This window comes from Sphingomonas fucosidasi, from assembly GCF_036663855.1.
In the GTDB taxonomy this organism is placed as follows: Bacteria; Pseudomonadota; Alphaproteobacteria; order Sphingomonadales; family Sphingomonadaceae; genus Sphingomonas; species Sphingomonas faeni_B.
Genome location: NZ_JAXOJR010000001.1, coordinates 416,919 through 436,549, shown reverse-complemented (window position 1 = coordinate 436,549; position 19,631 = coordinate 416,919). Strand labels below are relative to the sequence as shown.

At 67.2% G+C, this 19,631-nt stretch carries 15 protein-coding genes; 9 read left to right on the top strand and 6 right to left on the bottom strand.

Going from position 1 to position 19,631, the window contains the following annotated elements; genetic code table 11:
• The first annotated feature begins 42 nt into the window (after window positions 1–42).
• The 5 genes from U1737_RS01945 to U1737_RS01925 all read left to right on the top strand — a co-directional run bounded on the left by U1737_RS01945 (window position 43) and on the right by U1737_RS01925 (window position 7,493).
• A complete protein-coding gene (locus U1737_RS01945; RefSeq protein ID WP_332795388.1) occupies window positions 43–1,203 on the top strand; it encodes a glycosyltransferase family 4 protein in 1,161 nt (386 codons plus the stop codon).
• A gap of 7 nt (window positions 1,204–1,210) precedes the next feature.
• A complete protein-coding gene (locus U1737_RS01940; protein WP_332795387.1) occupies window positions 1,211–1,921 on the top strand; it encodes a PIG-L deacetylase family protein in 711 nt (236 codons plus the stop codon).
• An 82-nt stretch (window positions 1,922–2,003) separates the two neighbouring features.
• Window positions 2,004–2,477, top strand: a complete 474-nt coding sequence (locus tag U1737_RS01935) for a nuclear transport factor 2 family protein (protein ID WP_332795386.1) — start codon at window positions 2,004–2,006, stop codon at window positions 2,475–2,477.
• Window positions 2,478–2,660: 183 nt separating this feature from the next.
• Entirely contained in the window at window positions 2,661–4,097 is a 1,437-nt protein-coding gene (locus U1737_RS01930; protein WP_332795385.1) for an NAD-dependent succinate-semialdehyde dehydrogenase, read from the top strand.
• A gap of 687 nt (window positions 4,098–4,784) precedes the next feature.
• Window positions 4,785–7,493 carry a TonB-dependent receptor plug domain-containing protein gene (locus U1737_RS01925; protein WP_332795384.1) on the top strand — a complete coding sequence of 903 codons (2,709 nt, stop codon included), beginning with the start codon at window positions 4,785–4,787 and terminating at the stop codon, window positions 7,491–7,493.
• Between the two features lie 133 nt (window positions 7,494–7,626).
• Here U1737_RS01925 and U1737_RS01920 read toward each other — a convergent pair whose 3' ends face one another.
• The 4 genes from U1737_RS01920 to U1737_RS01905 all read right to left on the bottom strand — a co-directional run bounded on the left by U1737_RS01920 (window position 7,627) and on the right by U1737_RS01905 (window position 12,287).
• Window positions 7,627–8,904: a histidine-type phosphatase gene (locus U1737_RS01920; RefSeq protein WP_332795383.1), complete on the bottom strand. Its 1,278-nt coding sequence runs from the start codon at window positions 8,902–8,904 to the stop codon at window positions 7,627–7,629.
• 256 nt (window positions 8,905–9,160) lie between these two features.
• Window positions 9,161–10,078, bottom strand: coding sequence for an EthD domain-containing protein (locus U1737_RS01915; protein WP_248520868.1), 918 nt, complete (start codon window positions 10,076–10,078; stop codon window positions 9,161–9,163).
• A gap of 26 nt (window positions 10,079–10,104) precedes the next feature.
• Window positions 10,105–11,082 (bottom strand): TIGR03571 family LLM class oxidoreductase, encoded by a 978-nt coding sequence (locus U1737_RS01910; protein WP_332795382.1) that lies wholly within the window; start codon window positions 11,080–11,082, stop codon window positions 10,105–10,107.
• Window positions 11,082–12,287: an MFS transporter gene (locus U1737_RS01905; RefSeq protein ID WP_332795381.1), complete on the bottom strand. Its 1,206-nt coding sequence runs from the start codon at window positions 12,285–12,287 to the stop codon at window positions 11,082–11,084. The genes U1737_RS01910 and U1737_RS01905 overlap by 1 nt, the downstream gene beginning before the upstream one ends.
• A 108-nt stretch (window positions 12,288–12,395) precedes the next feature.
• Between U1737_RS01905 and U1737_RS01900 the strand changes: the two genes are divergently transcribed.
• Entirely contained in the window at window positions 12,396–13,304 is a 909-nt protein-coding gene (locus U1737_RS01900; protein ID WP_248520871.1) for a LysR family transcriptional regulator, read from the top strand.
• A 13-nt stretch (window positions 13,305–13,317) separates the two neighbouring features.
• Here U1737_RS01900 and U1737_RS01895 read toward each other — a convergent pair whose 3' ends face one another.
• A complete protein-coding gene (locus U1737_RS01895; protein WP_332795380.1) occupies window positions 13,318–14,676 on the bottom strand; it encodes a chloride channel protein in 1,359 nt (452 codons plus the stop codon).
• An 82-nt stretch (window positions 14,677–14,758) separates the two neighbouring features.
• On the bottom strand, window positions 14,759–16,441 hold the full coding sequence (locus tag U1737_RS01890) for a chloride channel protein (RefSeq protein ID WP_443027075.1): 1,683 nt from the start codon (window positions 16,439–16,441) through the stop codon (window positions 14,759–14,761).
• A gap of 376 nt (window positions 16,442–16,817) precedes the next feature.
• On the opposite strand from U1737_RS01890, the gene U1737_RS01885 reads away from it, so the two are divergent.
• Genes U1737_RS01885 through U1737_RS01875 form a run of 3 tightly spaced genes read left to right on the top strand, consistent with a single transcriptional unit; the run spans window position 16,818 to window position 19,628 of the window.
• The gene (locus U1737_RS01885) at window positions 16,818–17,132 is read left to right on the top strand and encodes a phosphonate transporter (RefSeq protein WP_332795378.1); all 315 of its coding nucleotides are present in this window, start codon (window positions 16,818–16,820) and stop codon (window positions 17,130–17,132) included.
• A 10-nt stretch (window positions 17,133–17,142) separates the two neighbouring features.
• Complete coding sequence (locus tag U1737_RS01880; protein WP_332795377.1) at window positions 17,143–18,432, top strand: sensor domain-containing diguanylate cyclase; 1,290 nt, start codon at window positions 17,143–17,145, stop codon at window positions 18,430–18,432.
• Complete coding sequence (locus tag U1737_RS01875; RefSeq protein WP_332795376.1) at window positions 18,429–19,628, top strand: AMP-binding protein; 1,200 nt, start codon at window positions 18,429–18,431, stop codon at window positions 19,626–19,628. The genes U1737_RS01880 and U1737_RS01875 overlap by 4 nt, the downstream gene beginning before the upstream one ends.
• Window positions 19,629–19,631: the final 3 nt, after the last annotated feature.

The window sequence follows — 19,631 nt, the reverse complement described above, 5'->3', positions numbered from 1 at the left end:
ATCTGCTTCGTCTCGCGGCGTTTTTTCCCGGCGATATCGGGGATGTCGATCTACGCGATCAACCTGTTGCGGCAACTCGTCGCGGCGGGCCACGACGTGACGATGATCAGCCAATATTACGGCGATCCGGCGCGGGCACGCGTTTATGGAGGCGGTCCCCCGCCCCCGGTGCCGGGCGTGCGCGTCGTCGGCCTGGAGGCGCTGGGCGAACAGGCTGGTGGTGATTTCGAACGCGATATCGACACCCTCGTCGAGGCCATCGCCTTTGACCATGCGGTGCATCCGTTCGACATGCTCCACGCGCAATATGGCTATCCGACCGGATGGGCGACGATGATCGCAGCCCGGCGCCTCGGCCTGCCCTGCGTCGTGTCGATCCAGGGCGGCGACGGGCATTGGGTCGGCTCGTGCTGCGAGACGCACCGGCTCGCGATGGTGCGCGTGCTCGACCATGCGGGCGCGCTGCTGATCGGCGGCAACAGTTTCGCGGGCGAGGTCCACGACCGGCTGGGCACCGCGCTCGACCGGTTCACGATCGTGCCGGGGGCGGTCGATACCGACCATTTCACGCCGGCATCGAATGCCGCGCCCGAAGGTCCCGTCCGGCTGCTCTATCACGGCCGCGTCGACCGCCGCAAAGGCGTGCTCGACTTCCTCAAGGCGCTACCCGACGTGCGCGGCGAGTGGCACGCGACCATCTCCGGCATCGGTCCCGACGTCGAGGCCGCCCACGCGCTCGCGACCGACCTCTCGCTGACCGACCGCGTGACGTTCAGCGGCTATGCGGACTATGACGCGGTCCCCGAACTCTACCGCGCGCACGACGTGTTCGTGTCGCCGACCTATGCCGAGGGGTTCTCGAACACCATTCTCGAGGCGATGGCATGCGGCCTTGCGGTCGTCTCGTGCCACGCCGTCGGGGTCGTCGACTGCGTCCGCGACGACGAGAACGGCCTGCTGACCGATCCCGGCGACGTGCCGGCGCTGGCGGCTTCGCTGACCCGCGTCATCACCGATACGGGCCTGCGCACGCGCCTTGCGACGGCTGCTTTGGCAGAATGCCGCCGCGTGTATAGCTGGGACGCGGTCGGGCAGCAGATCGTCGGGATCTACCGTGGGCTGCGCAGCCGTCCGCAAGCCGCCTTCGAAACGGCGCTGCCGATGACGCCCTGCCGCTTCCGCAGCGAGCCGCATCTGCTGTGACCGGTCGATGAAGCTGCTCGCGATATCGCCCCACCTCGACGACGCCGCCTTTTCCGCGGGCGGGCTGCTGGCGTCGCGGGTCGACCAGGGGTGGGACGTCACGATCGCGACGTGCTTCACGGGCAACGTCGCGCAGCCAACCGGGTTCGCGCTGGCGTGCCAGCTCGACAAGGGGCTGGGCGCCGACGTCGATTACATGGCGCTGCGCCGGGCCGAGGATCACGCGGCGTGCGCGGCACTGGGCGCACGCGCGGTCCACCTGCCGTTTCTCGAGGCGCCGCACCGGGGCTATACATCGACCGCGATGCTGTTCGCCGCGCGACTGCCCGACGACCAGATCGTCGACGATGTTGCGACGGCACTGACCGGGCTGCTCGCCGCGGAACGGCCGGATCTCGTCCTCGGACCATTGGGCCTCGGCAATCATGTCGATCACCACGTCGTTCTGGACGCGATCCGGCAGACCTGCGCCGCGCAGGCCGTGCTGTTGTGGGAAGACTGGCCCTATGCCGATCGCGAAGCCCGGGTTGCCGCCGAGCCGGCGGTGATCGAACGCCTCACGCCCGAAACGCGCGCACGGCGTATCGCCGCCTGTGCCGCCTACACGTCGCAACTCGGCTTCCAGTTCGGTGGCGTCGAGGCGATGATCGAGCGGACCGGGCGGATCGCCGAGGAACGCTATTACGCGCTGCAGGGGCCTGTGAGCGGGGTGATCTAGCGTCGATACGCGCCGATCGGCGTTTGTCGTCGCGCGCGGGCAGGATATAGCGGTGGCCGGAAACGAGCCGTTTGGACATGTCATGACACCCAGCCGCCTACCCGTACCACCGTTTACCGTCGCGTCGGCGACCCAGAAAGTCCGCGCGGCCGAAGATGGCTGGAACGGCCGCGATCCGGCACGCGTCGCCACCGCCTATACGATCGATAGCGTCTGGCGAAACCGCGACGTGTTCCTCACCGGTCGTGCGGCGATCGAGGCGTTCCTGGCCGATAAATGGACCCGTGAGCAGGAGTATCGCCTGATCAAGGAGCTTTGGGCGTTCACCGACGACCGGATCGCCGTGCGTTTCGCCTATGAATGGCACGACAGCGCCGGCACGTGGTTCCGATCCTATGGCAACGAGAATTGGGCGTTCGACGACCACGGGCTCATGCGCGAACGGCATGCGAGCATCAACGACGTCGCCATCGAGGCGAACGACCGGCTGTTCCACTGGGAACGCACCGGCGTCCGACCGGCGGATCATCCCGGCCTGACGGAACTCGGCCTCTGAGCCCCGGCGTCACCGCCACGATACCGCGCGGCCGCGGTTCTCGGGTCGGGATATGAGCGGGATCGCGCTCGACCGGTCCGGCGATTGCCACGCGCGATCTCGTGATGGATCGCGAGGACTTACAGCCGCCGCCGGCACCAACGACATGATCGCCAAGCTGCAGCGCCAACAAGGAGACGACGCATGACCACCGCCTATGACACCAAATTGGGCCTGTATATCGCCGGCGAATGGCTGAGCGGCGACGGTCGCGATACGCGCGACGTGCTCAATCCGGCGACCGGTGCGGGCCAGGCGGCGCTGCCGCTCGCCAGTGCAGCGGATCTCGATCGCGCGCTCGAAGCGACGCAGCGCGGTTTCATCGCGTGGCGTGCGACGCCCCCGGAAAAGCGCGCCGCGATCCTGGTTCGGACCGCGCAGCTGTTGCGCGAGCGCGGCGACCATATCGCCCGCATCGCCACGCTGGAGCAAGGCAAGATCCAGGCCGAGGCGAAGGGCGAAGTCGCGTTTGCGGCGGCCCTGCTCGAATTCCACGCGGCCGAAGCCCAACGCATCTATGGTCGCGTCCTGCCGCGCCCGTCGGGGACGCGCAGCCTGGTGCTGCATCAGCCGGTCGGTCCGGTCGCGGCCTTCTGCGCGTGGAACTTCCCGATCATGAACGTCGTGCGCAAGATCGCGCCCGCGGTGGCGGCAGGCTGCTCGATCATCATCAAGCCATCGGAGGAAACCGCCGGTAGCGCGGTCGAGGTCATGCGCTGTTTCCAGGACGCCGGACTGCCGGGCGACGTCGCGCAGTGCGTGTTCGGCGTGCCCGACATGGTGTCGCGCCAGCTGCTCGCCTCGCCGATCACGCGCAAGCTGAGCTTCACCGGATCGGTGCCGGTCGGCAAGGCGCTGATGAAGCTGGCGGCGGATACGATGATGCGGACGACGATGGAGCTTGGCGGCCACGGCCCGGTGCTGGTGTTCGACGATTGCGATCTGGAGAAGACGCTCGATACGCTGGTCGCGCACAAGTTTCGCAACGCAGGCCAGGTCTGCGTCGCCCCGACGCGCTTCCACGTTCAGGACGGTATCTACGACCGGTTCGCTGCGGGCTTCGCAGAGCGGACCCGCACGCTTAAGATCGGCGACGGCATGGATGCGGCGAGCCAGATGGGCCCGATGGCCAATGCCCGTCGCCCCGATGCGATCGCCGAACTCGTGGGCGACGCGACCGGCAACGGTGCCAAGCTGTTGGCCGGTGGCGACTATGGCGGCGAAGGTGGCTTCTTCTTCCAGCCGACGGTGCTGGCCGACGTTCCGCTGTCGGCGCGCGCGATGAACGAGGAGCCGTTCGGCCCGCTCGCGTTGCTGAGCCGGTTCGCGTCCGACGAGGACGCGGTTGCCGAGGCGAACCGCCTGCCGTTCGGGCTCGCGGCCTATTGCTTCACCGAGAATGGTCGTCGCCAGAACATGCTCGGCGACGCGATCGAGGCGGGCATGGTCGCGATCAACACTGTCAGGCTCAGCTATCCCGACAGCCCGTTCGGCGGGGTCAAGGATAGCGGCCATGGATCCGAGGATGGCCCCGAAGGCATCGCCGCGCATCTGATCACGAAGGCGGTGCATATCAGCTGACCAAAGGGCGACGCGGTCTGCGCGTCGCCCGTACGACCCTGGCATTACGCTACCGGACAGGGCTTTCCGTTTGCCGACGGAAAGCCCTGTTTTTTGTGAAATCGACCGATCGGGACTCAGTCTTGCGCGCCCGTAGCGTGCAGCACGAGGGACACCGATTGAGATAAAATTGCAACAAAATGGCAAAACGTTTGTGCAGTGCCGCATTTTCTATTGTCAAAGCGCCAGGGCTATGGCGAATATTACGGTAATGTTTCTCAACCAGTGGCGCGGTCCAGGGTCTTTGCACCCTGCGAGCTCGGCAGAGAGGGAGGTCCGTGTTGCACTATGCGCTCCGCTCTCCCGTCACCGCGCCGATGCGATGTCGCGTGAGTGCCGCGGTATGAGGGCAACCGCTTATCGTGGCTCGATAGTACCGCTGCCCGTGGCTTCCTTCCCGCGCATCGAACGCGTGCCTGCCAGCGGATCACGCCGCGACGTCCGGATCGTCGATCGGCGCCCGACCGCTGCACGATTCTCGATCGGTTCGCCGGTTTTGCCCGACCATTTCGCATCGCGTGCGCCGCCGTGCCGCGCGCGTCGCAGCCTTCACAAAGACACTCGCAATCACGCCGGATGCAATCGGCGGCGCCAAGCGAGGATGCATTAGGGGCGGATCCTGAGAGCCACTTTCCAAGGGGGCTTAGGATGATGAAGTACACGACCTCGACCGTCGCAATGGCGGCCGCACTGATATCCGGATTCCCGGCTCATGCCGCCGGCCGCGCATCGCCGCAGGACGCCGTCCCGGAATCCACACAGGATACGGCACCGCAAGCCGTCGCACCCGTCGAAGCCGAACCCGCCGCCGACATTCTCGTGCTGGGTACGCGCCGAACCGATCGAACGCTGGCAAACTCGGCGTCGCCGGTCGACATCATCAGCTCGGCCGACCTGACGACGCAGCCTGCCGCGAACATGATCGATGCGCTCAAGAACATCGTGCCCTCGTTCTACGCCGGGCAGAATTCGATCTCGGACGCCTCGACCTTCGTCCGCTCGCCCTCGCTGCGCGGCCTGTCGGGCGACCAGGTCCTCGTGATGCTGAACGGCAAGCGCTATAACCGTTCGGCGCTGGTGCAGGTGTATGGCGGCAGCGACACCGGGCTCGGCCGTGGTGCGCAGGGCCCCGATATCTCGGCAATCCCGTCACTCGCGATCGGCAACCTGCAGGTGCTCCGCGAAGGGGCCACCGCGCAATATGGCTCCGATGCGATCGCCGGCGTGCTGAACTATGGGCTGCGCGAGGATCAGGGTATCGAACTGGTCGGTCGCACCGGTCAATATTATGCCGGCGACGGCGAAAGCTATCAGATCGCGGGCAATGCCGGCATCAAGGGCGACTGGGGCTTCATCAACGCGACCGGCGAATATGTCGACGAGGGCCAGACCAGCCGTGGCCGGACGCGCCCGTCGGCGGCGAACTTCGCGCAGAACTTCCCCGCACAGGCGTCGCTGCTGCCCAATTATCCGCTGCCCGTGCAGATCTGGGGCAATTCGCCGTCGCACGGGTTCAAGTCGGTGCTCAACGCGGCGATCAACGTCACCCCCGACAGCAAGCTGTATTTCTTCGGCAACTTTGCCCAGAGCAAGGGCAATCAGAGCTTCAACTATCGTGCCTCGGTCAGCAGCACCGCAGTCGATACGAATGGCGTCGTGCGCAATCAGGGGGCCAATGGCGCGTTCAACAACACGTTCTTCCTGACCCCCTGCCCCGCCGGCAACGCGACCTGCCCATCGGGCGGCTTCGTGCGGGACGGCAACACCTTCAAGTTCAACCAGCTCTACCCCGCCGGCTTCACGCCGCGCTTCGTCGGCAAGACGCAGGAGCTCTACGGCGTGCTCGGCTACAAGGGGACCAGCGGCGACTTCAGCTACGACCTGTCGGGGACGCTGGCGCGCAACACGCTGTCGTTGTCGATGTATGACTCCGCCAACTTCTCCTACGGGCCGGCGACGCAGACGAGCTTCGACTTCGGCGATCTGATCCAGCGGGAAGTGAACTTCAACGCCGACTTTACCTATGCAGCGGAGGTCGGATTGGCGGCGCCGTTGACGATTTCGGCGGGCGGCGAATTCCGCAAGGAGACTTACGAGCAGACCGCGGGCGACCTGCAATCCTATGCGGCCGGTCCGTACGCGGTCGCGCAACAGCTCTTCACGCTGACTGCGCCGGGCGTGTACACGGCGTCCGGCACCACGGCGGCGCAAGGCGTCGGCGCCAGCGGCTATGCCGGCACCAGCGAGGCGACTGCGGGCAAGTTCGACCAGAAGGCCTATGCCGCCTATGTCGGTCTCGAAACCGATCTGACCGATGCGCTGACGGTCGGTGCCGCCGGTCGCTACGAGCATTACAACACGTTCGGCAGCGCCTGGGTCGGCAAGGTCAACGCGCTCTACAAGCTCGTCGAAGGCTTCTCGGTCCGCGGCAGCTTCGGCACCGGCTTCCACGCGCCATCGCCGGGTCAGTCGAACGTCTCGATCGTCACGACGTCGTTCAACAACGGCAACGCGTTCCAGGCGGGCACCTATCCGGTCGACAGCGCACCGGCGCAATATTACGGCGCGGAGGCCCTGACGCCGGAGAAATCGACCAACTATGGCGCGGGCGTCATCCTCGAGCCGGTCCGCGGCATGACGATCACGATCGACGGCTATCAGATTGATCTGCGCAACCGAATCGGCCTGACATCGCCGTTCATCGTCGACGCGGCTGCGGTGGCGGCACAGCCGGCGCTGCAGGCGGTCGGCGTCGACGGCCAGGTGCAATATTTCACCAACGGCTTCAAGACGCGGACGCGCGGTGTCGATTTCGTCGGCACCTATCGGACCACGCTGAGCGAGGCGCTGCTCAATTTCTCGCTGGCCTACAACTATAACGACACCAAATTACGATCGTTCGACCAGCAGGTCATCGGGCTTGCCCAACGGATCGATGCCGAAAATCTGGCGCCGAAGCATCGCCTCGTGGCAAACGCGAACTGGTCGTTGCGCAATCTGAGCCTCAACGTCCGTGAGAACTACTACAGCTCGTGGACCAGCGCGCAGGATTACGGGGTGACCGTGACCAAGGCGGCCACCGCCACGACACCGGCCGAGGGGTACGCCAATCAACGGTTCGGCGGGAAGTTCACGACGGATATCGAACTGAGCTACCTCTTCGCCAAGCATGTCACGCTATCGATCGGTGCACAGAACTTCACCGACGAACGGCCCGACCGGCTGGCACCGACATCCACGGTCCAGATCTATCCGCTGACCGGCGGGACCTCCGACGGTCAGGTGTATCCCCGTAACGGCGGACCGTTCGGGTTCAACGGTGGGTTCTACTACACGCGCCTTCGGGTCAAATACTGATCCGGCCAGAGACGCGGGGTCGCGGCATGCGTTCCCGCGGCCTGGATCGGTGCGTTCAAGGCGGAGCATGCTGGGGTGCTCCGCCCAGACGTCCGATCTGAGACCGCCGCGGACAGCCATTTGGTCCGGGGTGTCAGCGTTGCGGACCGGTCGACACCTGCTTCAGGACATGGCCGGCAAACGCCGACAGGGGGCAGGTTTCGGGGCAATCGGGTATCGTCAGCGCGACGCTGTCCGGCGGTGTGCGTTCCGATAAGGGGATCTGGTGGCGCATCTGGTCGAGGCCCTGCGCGACATAGCGAGTGCGGACGACCTGCTGGCCGCTCATGCCCTGCCGCCAGACCTCGAACACCAGCCCGCCGCCCGGTGCCGCTTCGCCCGCGCCATAGTCGCGCAGTTTCCAGTCGAGGCCGAGCAGCCCGGCGAGCATCGTCACCGTACCGTCGTGCCCGCTGAGGACGACGATCTTCTCCGCGTCGCCGATCGGGTCGGCCAAGGCGGTCGCGCCGCCACCGCGCTGGAGCGTGGCGAGCAGGCGCATCGCGAGGTAGCTGCTGGTCTGGCGTCCGACTTCCGGGGTGCGGGTGCGCAGGTCGATGCCGGCGCCGTGCACGACGAGCGCCTTGCCGATCGTCGCCGCATCGATCCCGCGCCATCCGGGAAAGGCGAGCCCGTCGGCATAGGCCATCACCAGGCTCTCGGCGATCCCGGCGACCTGCAGGCTGGGGGACGTCAGGTCCGGTTTGCCATCGTCGATCCGCATCGCGACGGGCGTATCGCCGAGCCGGCGCTGCACTTTGCTTCGCTCGCCCGCCGAGCAGGGAATGCGACGACATTGCAGCAACAGCGCCTCGAACCGGTCGCGATCGGGGGCCTGCCGCGCGTCCCATGCGGCGAGGTCGCCGTCGACCCGCGCGGATATCGCCGCCAGCATCCGCTGCGGGTCGAGTGGGGCGAGCGGCGTCTGCGGTGCCTCGAACAGCGGATCGGGGGCCGCGGCGGACCGGTAAATCGTTGCTGCACATCCCGGCGTCAGGCCGGCGGCGAGTGCGGTGGCGGTCGCCTCGGTCCGCTGCGTATGGTTCGCCCAGTAATACACTGCGCAGTCGTTCGCACCGAGCAGCCCCAACTGCCGGTACTGCGCGCGGTACCAGCCGCCGAGCATCGTCACGAGCGTCGCGCCGTTGGCGGTCAGATGGCCCGGCGGCACCGCGAACTTCGGCCATGCGCGGCGGCTGTAGCGGCCGAGGTCTTCCGGGCTCGACATCGCGCTGCGGACGCCGTGGCGCATGACGATGACGACGCGTTCGAGCTTGTCCTGTGACGGCGGCGGCGTGGTCTGCGCCGCAACCGGCCCCGCCATGGTCGAGAGGGCCAGCGCGAGGCCCGCCGCGATGGATATGATCCGCATCAGAACTTCGCCCCTACGCCGGCCGTGAACGTGCGCCCGCAATCGGTATATCCACAGACTAGGTGTCGCGGACATGGTGCGACTGGACGCCGCCCGCGACGACCGCGTGGCGCAGGATCGGTCGCGGTGAGGTTGGCGGCGGTCATCCCCCGACCGGGTACGAGCGTGGCGGTACAGTTTGATGACGTCGCGGGGTCGGATCAATGACACGGACGTCGCCGATCCCGATCCGCCCTCACCGCGATGTCAACGATCGCTAGTCGACGGAGCCCGTCTGCATCAGACCGCGCACGTCGGCGGCCACCTGATTGTTGGCGCCGAGCCGCTCGATCAGCTGCGCCTGACGGCTACCGCGCAACCCGGCGGTGGTGAGCTGCGTGTCGCGGACATAGGTGTAGACGCCGCTGACCGCGAAGGCCGAGACATACGCGATATGCGCCTTTTGCGCGGCGTGCGTTGCGGTGAACGCGTCGGATTCGAAGAACGCACGCCGGGTCAGCGGGCTTTCGAAGGCGAGTTCGATCACCGCGATCCGTGCACGCTCCGGGGGTACCAGATGATCGACATTGGGTGCCGGCGGGGCGGGTTCGGCATTGTCGTAGCGGTCCGGCACATGCAGACGAAGCTTCAACACCGCGGCGTCGGCGGCGAGCGTTTCGGCAAACTCGGTCATGAACGTGGCGAACGTCCCGGCGTCGCCGTCGGCCGCGCCGAAGTGAACGTGGATACGGTCGAAGCCGTCATCGCCATTGGGTATCGGGTCGGCGATGCGGTCGACCAGCGTGCGCGATCCGTTGGGCAGCGCATAGGCGACGGTGGCCGCGAACATGTTCTGCTCGTCGGCGAACAGGATGTGGCTCGCCGCGTTGAAGACGTCTTGGTCGGCTTTCGATGCGAACCCGATCTCGACCCCGCCGTCGAGTTCATAGTCCGCGAACGGCGCGATGCCGTCGATAGCCGGCCAGAGATGCGCGTCCTGCTCGCGGTTCAGATGGTTCTGGACGTACCAGCCGAGACCCGGGATGCGCGAACACAGCGGGCCGTGGACGTCGCGCCAATAGGTGGCGAACACGTCGTGCGGCACGCGGGGGCGGCGCAGGACGGTCGTGTAGCTGTTGATCGCGATACTCGCGTCGCGCGATGCGTAATCGGTCGTGGTGGAAACCTTGGGCATGGGTGACATCCTGATGATGAGGGGGGTTAACGCGAGTCGGTCGGAAAATGCGGCAGGACATACGTCGCGAGTTCGTCGGCCACGTCCGCAAACGGGCGGCGCGACGGCTTGGGGTTGAGCGCGACATGCGCCACGCCCTCGTCCCGCTGACGCTTCCAGAGGTCGATCAGCGCGTTGCGACCGCTACGGATACCGCCGCTGGCATAGGCCAGCGGTGCATCCGGGTCCGCGAGCAGGTCGAACATCGCGCCATAGCCGTACGGCTTGTACGGGCCGTCGGCGGTTGCCGTTCGCCACCGGGCGAGAACGTCGGGCAGGCGCCGCGCGTCGCTGAGATGCCAGATCCAGCCATCGGTGTTCGCACCGAGCCAGTCCAGCGTCTGCCCGGCCCGACCGATCGCGAGGATCGGCAATCGCGGTCCGACCGGTTTGGGGACCATGTCGATGCTGCCGTCGAGCGTGCCGTAATACGCAGACGCATGCCGGGCGAACGACCGTTCGGTCGCGGCGCGGATGACGTCGATCGCATCGCGGTAGCGTTCGGGACGATCGTCGAGGTTGCTGTCGAACGCCGCGAACTCCGACGGTCGGTCGCCGGTCGACAGCCCGAGCAGAAAGCGGCCGCCGAGCAACTGGTCGACGCTCGCCGCCTGCTTGGCGACGATCAGCGGATCGCGCAGCGGCAGGACGATGCCCGCCGTGCCGATCGCGATCCGCGTCGTCTGCGCGGCAAGCCAGCCGGCATAGACCATCGGATCGAGGACTTGCCCGACATCGCCGAAGCTCGGATCGTAGAATGGCACGTCTCGCAGCCAGATCGCCGCGAAGTCGAGCGCGTCGACCTTCCGCGCCAGTGCCGCGTGATCGGCGAGCGTCGGCCACGGCGCGGTCGGACACGCTTCGAGCGGGGCGATGAAGCCCAGCGTCAGCCGGCCGGGCTGGAACACGCGCGCATAGGCGGCGTGTCCGGCCAGATCCGGTGCCAGTGCGTCCGGCATGTCCATCAGCTGACGCTCCGGGCCTTCAGCCGATGCACCAGCGGCGTCACCAGCACCGCGAGGATCGCGATCGCGGCGGCAACATAGCCGACTGCGCCGAGCCCGATATGTTGGATCACCGAACCGCCGATGATCGCGCCGAGGCCGATGCCGGCATTGGCCATCGAGACGTTGAGCGTGCCCGCCAGCGCCTGCGCATGGCTCGCCGACTGCATGACGCGCACCTGGCAGATCGGATAGAGCGCGGTGTTGGCGATGCCCCAGACCGCGAGCGCGATCGCCAGCCAGACGGTCGAGCCAGCGACCAGGGTCGTCGCGGCCATGCCGATCGCCAGCACCAGCGCCGTGATCGCCGTCACCAGCAGCGGCCCGCGGCCGACGAACTGCCCGCCCAGCCAATTGCCGGCGAGACCGACGATCCCGAAGCCCATCAGCCACCAGCCGACCTGCCCTGCCGGGATATGCGCGATCTGCTCGAGCGTGTCGGCGAGATAGGTATAGGCGGTGAACATCGCGGTGAAGACGATGACCGACAGCACGACGTTGCCGAGGAAATACGGGTCCTTGAGGATGCGTGCCTGTTCGGCGAGCCTGACGCGCGCGGGGCGTGCCAGCGTCGGCATCACGACGAGCAACAGCACCGCCATCAGCAGCGACAGGCCCGACAGCCCCCAGAACGTCCCGCGCCAGCCGAACGCGGTCGAGGCGAGCGTACCGAGCGGAATGCCGAGCACCATCGCGCCGGAAATCCCGAGATAGACGTTGGCGACCGCCTTGCCGGCCTTTTCGGGACCTGCGAGTTCGCCTGCGGTTTCGCTGGCGGTGCCCCAGAACACCGGTAGTGCCAGCGCCGGCAGGAACCGTGCGAGGCCGAGGACCCAGATATCGGGGGCCGCGGCGGCCAGCGCGTTCGCACCGGCGAAGATCACGAGGATCACGACGAACAGTCGCTTGCGCTCGAAGTGCGAGAGCATCGCGGTCAGGAACGGCCCTGCGAGCATGACCGTGAAGGCGAACAGCGTGACGAGCTGCCCCGCGACGGTGATCGAGATGCCAAGATCGCGCGCGAGGCTCGGCAACAGTCCGACGATGATGAACTCGGTGGTGACGATCACGAACGCGGAGATCGCCAGCAACAGCACGGCTAAGCCATGCCCCGCCGACTTGGTGCCCGGCGGGGCGGCGTGGATAGGATGGCTGGGGGACGACATTGGCAAAGGACTCCTGAATGGCGCCCTCTCTACGCGCGACGAAAACGCACGTCGTGCGGCATTAATTCGTGCATAGAGCGACAATTATTCCATAATGGATGCACTGCCATGATCCCGTCGGAACGTCTCAAGGGTATCGAAGCCTTTGTCTGCACCGCCGATGCGGGCAGCTTTACCGCCGCCGGGGCGCGGCTGAACCTGACCAATTCGGCGGTCAGCAAGAGTGTCGCGCGGCTCGAGGCGCGGCTGGGCAGTCGGCTGTTCGAGCGCACGACCCGCCGCCTGACGCTGACCGACGTCGGTGCCGCTTTCTACGAAACATGCGTGCGGGTGCTCGGCGAGCTTGCCGATGCCGAGGCGGTGCTTGCAGCGCATCGATCGGAGATCGTCGGGCGGTTGAAGGTCGACGTGCCGATCGCGTTCGGGCGGATGCAGGCGATGCCGCTGTTGCTCGCCTTTGCCGAACGCCACCCGAATCTGCGCCCGAGCATCACCTTCACCGACCGCAAGATCGACATCGTCGAGGAGGGCGTCGACGTCGCGATCCGGATCGGCGCGGGGGAACCCTGGCCGGACAATCTCGGTCACCGCTACCTCGGCAGCGAGCGCGTCATCATCTGCGCCGCCCCTGCCTATCTGGAGCGGCGGGGCATGCCTGCGAATGCCGATGCGCTCGCGGCGTTCGACTCCATCCTCTACGGCCGCGGCGATGGCAGCACGGCCAATTGGCGGTTCGCGCGCGACGCCGGGCGCATCGAGGAATACCCGATGGAAGCCCGCATCGTCCTCGGCAGCGCCGAAGCGCAGGTCGGCGCGGTAAAAGCCGGGTTCGGGATCGCGCAGCTCGCGACGTGGCTGATCAAGGACGAACTCGAGCGCGGCGAGCTTGTCGAGGTCCTCCCGGAACTGGCGACGGTCGGCCTACCGCTGCATCTGGTCTGGCGCAGAAGCCGCCAGCTTACGCCCAAGGTCGACGCGCTGCTCGAAGCGCTGACCGAGGGATTGCGGATCGAGTGACCGGCGGCGGCGGTCAGCGCGCCGGGGTGACGGGCGGGATAACCGGCGAGTTGGCGGGCGGGACGGCGAACGTCCTGGACAGTCCGTGATAGAGTTTCTCGCGGCAGACCCACTGGCTGGCGGCGTCGGCGATGAACGCGGTCGCGAACATCGGCAGCATCAGCCCCCGGCTCGCGGTCGTCTCTGACAGGATGATGACCGCGGTCAGCGGCGCGCGGACGACGCCTGCGAAATACGCGACCATGCCGAGGATGACGATCGCGCTCGCCGGCTCGCCGGGGAACACCTGCCGCAGCAGATTGCCGACGCCTGCACCGACTGCGAGCGATGGCGCGAAGATCCCGCCCGGCAGTCCTGCGACCGCGGTCGCGGCCGTCGCCAGGAACTTGGCCGGCCCGAACCATAAGGGGGCATCGACCCCGACGATCATCGCGCGCGCCGCGGAATAGCCGGTACCCCAGGTCAACCCGGTGGCCGTGCCGAGAACCGCGACCACCATCCCGCAGCCGCCCGCGAACTTGATCGGATTGGCACGGGTCCACTGCGTCACGCGGTTGCGTCCGAGTGCCATGGCCAGCAGCATGCGCGAGAACAGCCCGCCCGCCATGCCACCGACGATCCCCGCGACCGGCGCGACCAGCAGCGCCGACAGCAACGGCATGTGCGCGCCGATCGCACCGAAATAGATATAATCGCCCTGCACGGACTGCGCGACCATCCCGGCGATCACGATCGCGGCGAGCACCAGCAGCGTGACCCGCTGTTCATACGCCGACGCCAGTTCCTCGATCGCGAACATCAGCCCGGCAAGCGGCGTATTGAAGGCGGCGGCAACGCCTGCCGCACCGCCGGCGATCAGCACGCCGCCACGCAATGGCACGCGCAGGAGGCGGTGCGTAAGCCCCATCACCGAAGCGGCAAGCTGGACGGTCGGTCCTTCGCGACCGACCGAAGCGCCGCCCAGCACCGCACCGATCGTCAGCACCGCCTTGGCCGCGACCGTGCGCAGCGAGATGAGCGTGCGGGTTGCGGCGTTCGGATCGGCCTGCGCGGCGATGACCTGCGGGATACCCGAACCGCGCGCGAACGGTGCGTATCGCCGCGTGAGCCAGACCAGGACCATGAACGTCAACGGGGTCGTCAGCAGCGGCAGCCAGCGCCAGATCCGGGCAAAGCCGGCGAACGCCTCCGCCGCCCGGTCCGCGACCTCGGCGAACAGCGTCGCGACGATACCGACGAGGATCGCCCCGACGAGAATGGCGGCGCGCGTCCGAAATTGCACCGATCGAGGGCCACGTGCCAGAAGCAGCGCGCGATAGCGTGACGGAGTCCAGCGCTTTGCCGGCATCAGACGATCGAAGAACGCAGCCATGACACCGACCTAGATTACGAAGCCGGCGGCGTCACCCCGAAACCCCGAAGCGTGCCGAAAGGCGATCCAGCGCGAGGCGACCTCACCGTTCGCCGAACAGGTCGCGCTGCGCCTTCTCCAATTCTTCGGCATAGCGGCGGCGGACGAAGGACTCCGACAGGATTCCCAGCACGCCACGATCGTCGTCGAGCACGGCGAGCTCGTCTGCGCCCGACGCGTCGAAGCGACGCATGATCTCGGCGATGTCCATCGTCGGCGACAGCGCCGCATCGCCATTGACCGCAAGCTGGCCGACGGGCGCCGTCAGCTCGAGTCCCTCGGCATAGGCGGTCGGCGTCTGGACGATACCGGCGTAGCGGTCGTCCGTATCGATCAGCACGGTCCGGCTGGTCGCGCCGAGCGGTACGCGCCGCCGAAACTCCGCGATCGTCGTCGTCGCGGGCAGCGCCTTCGTTTCGCGTCGCATCATTCGGCCGGCGGTGAGCGTCTTGACCCAGCCTACATCGCGCGCGCTCTTGATGGTCTCACCCCGGAGATGAAGGCGCCAGGTCGAGAAGCTGTAGCCGAATGTTTCGCGGACGATCGTCGACGAGACCAAGGCGGCCGCCAGCACTGCGCCGGTCAATGCGAAATCATGCGTGGCCTCCAATACGAGCATGGCCATCGTCATGGGACCGCCGACCACCGCGACTGCCAGGGCCGCCATTCCGACCAGGGCGGCGTTGCGCGGATCGATCACGGTCTGGCCGAAGATCGCTTCCAGACCGCCGGCGAACATATGGCCGACGAGCGTGCCGAGGAACAGCGAGGCGAAGAACAGTCCACCGCGAAAGCCGAAACCCAGCGACACGATCGACGCCGCGCACTTCGCCAGGAATATCGTCGCGATGAAGGCCAGTGGTGCGCCGATGGCAAGATCGGCGTGAAGCGCGCCATGCCCAGCCGACAGGACCTGCGGCGAGATTAGCGCGACGGGGATCAGCAACAGGCCGCCGATCGCCGGACGGGCCCATTCCGGCAGCCTGGCGCGGCGCGTGCCCATCTCGACCAGCGCGACCGCGCGCATCAAAGCAATCCCGATTCCCGCACAGAGCGCGCCGAGACCGGCGTAGATCAGATAGTTCAGATAATGATGTGCCTCCATCGGCATCGTCGACACGGCATCGATCACATAGGGCTGGATCCCGAGCTGGTGCGCGACCAGCGTGCCGGCGAGCGCCGCCGCAACGACCGGGGCCAGCGCGGCGGGCGTATAGGCGCCGATGACGATTTCGAACGCATAGAACGCCCCGGCAAGCGGCGCGCCGAACGCCGCCGCGATCGCCGCCCCCGTGCCAGCCCCGACGAGATTGCGCAGGTCCGCACGTCGCAGGTTGAATACGGCCCCCGCAACCGAGCCGATCGCGCCGCCGAGTTGCGCATAGGCCGCCTCCAGCCCGACGGAAGCGCCGAAACCGTTCGACACCATCGTTTGCCCGGAGATGACGAGACTGTCCGGCACCGACATCCGGCCGCCGTGGAGCGCGTTGGCCTCGACCGCATCGAGCATGCGGCGTTTGCGGGCGCGGGTCGCCCAGGTGAATGCGGCAAGGACGATCCCGCCGATCGGCAGCACGACGAGCGACGCGGGCGGCAACGACGGCAACGCGCTGAGACGGTCTGCCGACGACAGGCCGAACAGGTCGTGTTGCAGCGTCCGTGCAACCGCGCCTTGCGCCACGCTGAGCAGGCCCGCCGCCGCCCCGACGAGCGTCGCCAGAACGATGAACGCAGCCTCGCTCGCGCGGACGCGGCGACGAAGTCATTTGAGCAGGACAAGGACTTGCACGTTCGATCGCCTCAGCGGGGGATGCCGGCGTCCTACCGCCCGAGGATCGGACTACACAGCGATATTATCGGTACTATCGTTCGGCCCGAGCAAGGTCGCTCGGTTCGAGCAGAAACGGCGTTACATGGTCGCTCGGCCGGGCCGAGGCGCGCCGTATGGGGGCGCATAGGAGGCAGGCCGATTCGTCAGGCGGGCGGCAATGGTCTTAGTCGAAGTTTAACGGTCCTCGGGCATCATGCGACGACCAAGGGAGCTATACCGCGTGTCGACACCTGCGAGTTTTGAAGCCGTTTCACTGAACGATCTCGAATCGATGCGCGACGAAGACCGCGACGCACTGCCGTTCGGGGTCGTCGGCTTCGGGGCGGACACCATCGTGCAGACCTACAATGCGACGGAGGCGCGGATGTCGGGGCTGGACCCGGCGACCGTCATGGGCGTGCCGTTCTTCGACGCCGTCGCGCAGTGCATGAACAACTTCATGGTCGCGCAGCGGTTCGACGACGAGCCCGAGATCGACGACATCGTGCCCTATGTGCTGACCTTGCGGATGCGCCCGACCAGGGTTCGCCTGCGGCTGCTCGCGCAGGCCGAGATGCCACGCCGCTACATCCTGATCGAACGATGAGGGTGCGGCGATGACCGACAAGTCGAGCGAAGAACAGCTCCTGGAATTCCTGTATGCCTGCCCCGTCGGGTTGATCGAATGCAATCTGGCCGGCGACATCGCGTTGATGAACCCGCACGCCATGCAGCATCTGCTGCCGCTCGCCGGGCCGCGCGATGCCGGCAACCTGTTCATCGCGCTCGAACAACACGCTCCCGAACTGCGGAGCATCGTCGAGGACTATGCGCCGGCGACCGGCAAGATCTGCGACGGGCATCGCATCTTCGTCGACCTGGGCCAGGGCCGGCGCGCGCAGGCACCGAAGGTGCTCGCGTGTACGCTCGTGAAGCTGGGCGCCGATCGCCTGATGGTGACGCTGGCCGATATCAGCCAGCAGGTCGTCCAGGAGGTCCGGCTGCGCCAGGCGGATACCTGGTTCGCGACGCTGCTGGACGGGGTCAATGAATACGCCGCACTCGCGATCACGCCCGATGGCAGGATCGCGTCGGCCAATGCCTGTTTCACGAAACAGACCGGTCACGATTGCGCTGCCGTGACGGGACACAACCTGGCGGACGTGCTGGAGGCCGACACGTCGGGCGGCGACCTGCAGCTCGACGAACAGATGGAAATTGCCGCGCGGGACGGCTGGCACCTCCAGGAAGGGTGGCAGCAGCGCGCCGAGGGCGGACGCTATTGGTGCCAGCGCCTCGTCGTCGCGCGATCCGACGGCGATGGCCCCGGTTTGACCGGTTTCTCGGTCGTGCTGCGCGACGTGCCGCGGCGCGAGGCGGCCGCCGAGGACATGCGCCGCCTGTTAACCATCGACTACCTGACCGGCGCGTCGAACCGCCGCCATTTCAGCCAGAACCTCGAGCGCGAACAGACGCACTGGCGCGAATTGCGGCATGCGCTGTCGCTGATCGTCCTCGACCTCGATCATTTCAAGGCGGTCAACGACACGCATGGCCATCCGGTCGGCGACGTCCTGCTCCGCCGCGTCGCCGAGGTTTGCATCGCGCTGCTACCGCCGCGCGGCATCTTCGCGCGGCTGGGTGGCGAGGAGTTCGGGGTGCTGCTGCCGCGCTTCGATCACGATCAGGCGATCGGATTGGCCGACGACATGCGCAAGGCGATCGCCGCCATGCAACTCGAAACACCGCGTGGGCCACTCAAGGTGACCGCAAGCCTCGGCTGCGCGACCCTCGATGAAGCGGGCGGATCGATCGATGCGCTTATCGCGCTGGCCGACAAGCGGCTCTATGCCGCCAAGCGCGAAGGACGCAATCGGGTCTATCGGTCCGCTGCCCGCGCAGCGTGACCACCGCCGCCCCGTCTGGCGACGCCGACGTGTCGCGCGCCGCTTCCCGAAGAATTGCCTGTGCCGTCGTCGCGGCGGAGGTACGGCGATGGCGCGGGAACGGGCAAACGCTCGCCGAACCGAACGACTGGTCCGACGTGCTGGCGATTGGCGACGATGGGCTGGGACTCGATTCGATGGAGCAATTGGGTGCGCTCGGCACCCTGGCGGAGACGTTCTGCCTGGACGACGCGCTGCTCGGGCGGGAGCCGCCATGCACGGTCGGCGACTGGATCGACTGGATCATGCGCGGACAGGCTTCCGGCGACGGCCGGATGACGGTGCGAACGTCCGGCTCGACCGGCAGTCCCAAGCCTTGCAGCCATGCGATCGCCGACCTTCTGGGCGAGGCGGCGTTCCTGGCGACGCAGTTTTCCGACCGTCGCCGCGTCGTGGCGCTGGTCCCCGCGCATCACCTGTACGGGATCATCTGGACGGCGTTGCTGCCGGCCGCGCTGGGCGTGCCGGTCGTGGCCCGGGCCCTCGGGACGCCGCTCGACCTGATCGCGGGCGATCTTGTCGTCGCGGTCCCGGACCAGTGGCGGGCGATCCTGCGCCTGACACGCGCCCTGCCCGCAGACGTCGTCGGGGTGAGCTCGGCCGGACCGCTCGACGGCCGGCTTGCGGCCGACCTGCTCGCGGCCGGGTTGGCCCGGCTGGTGGATATCTACGGCTCCTCGGAGACGAGCGGCATTGCCATGCGCGACCTGCCGGCGACCGCGTATGCGCTCTTGCCTCGGTGGCAGTTGGTACCGTCCGGACACGATGACGCGAACGATGCGTGGCAGCTCGGCGACGATCGCGGTGGTCGATACGATCTGCCCGATCATATCGAGCGGATCGGTGAGCGCAGCCTGCGCCCGATCGGTCGGCGCGACGGCGCCGTGCAGGTCGGTGGCAACAATGTCTGGCCCATGCGCATCGCCGATCTGCTGCGGACCATCGATGGCGTGGCCGACGCCGCGGTGCGATTGCACATCGACGGGCGGCTCAAGGCCTTCGTCGTCCCGCACGACGATCGTGATCGTGAAAAACTCTCGGCGTCGATCGAACAGGCGATCGCGGAGCGGCTGGCTAGCCCCGAGCGGCCAAAGACCATCCGGTTCGGACCTGCGTTGCCGCGCGATGCGATGGGAAAGCTGTGCGACTGGACATAACCC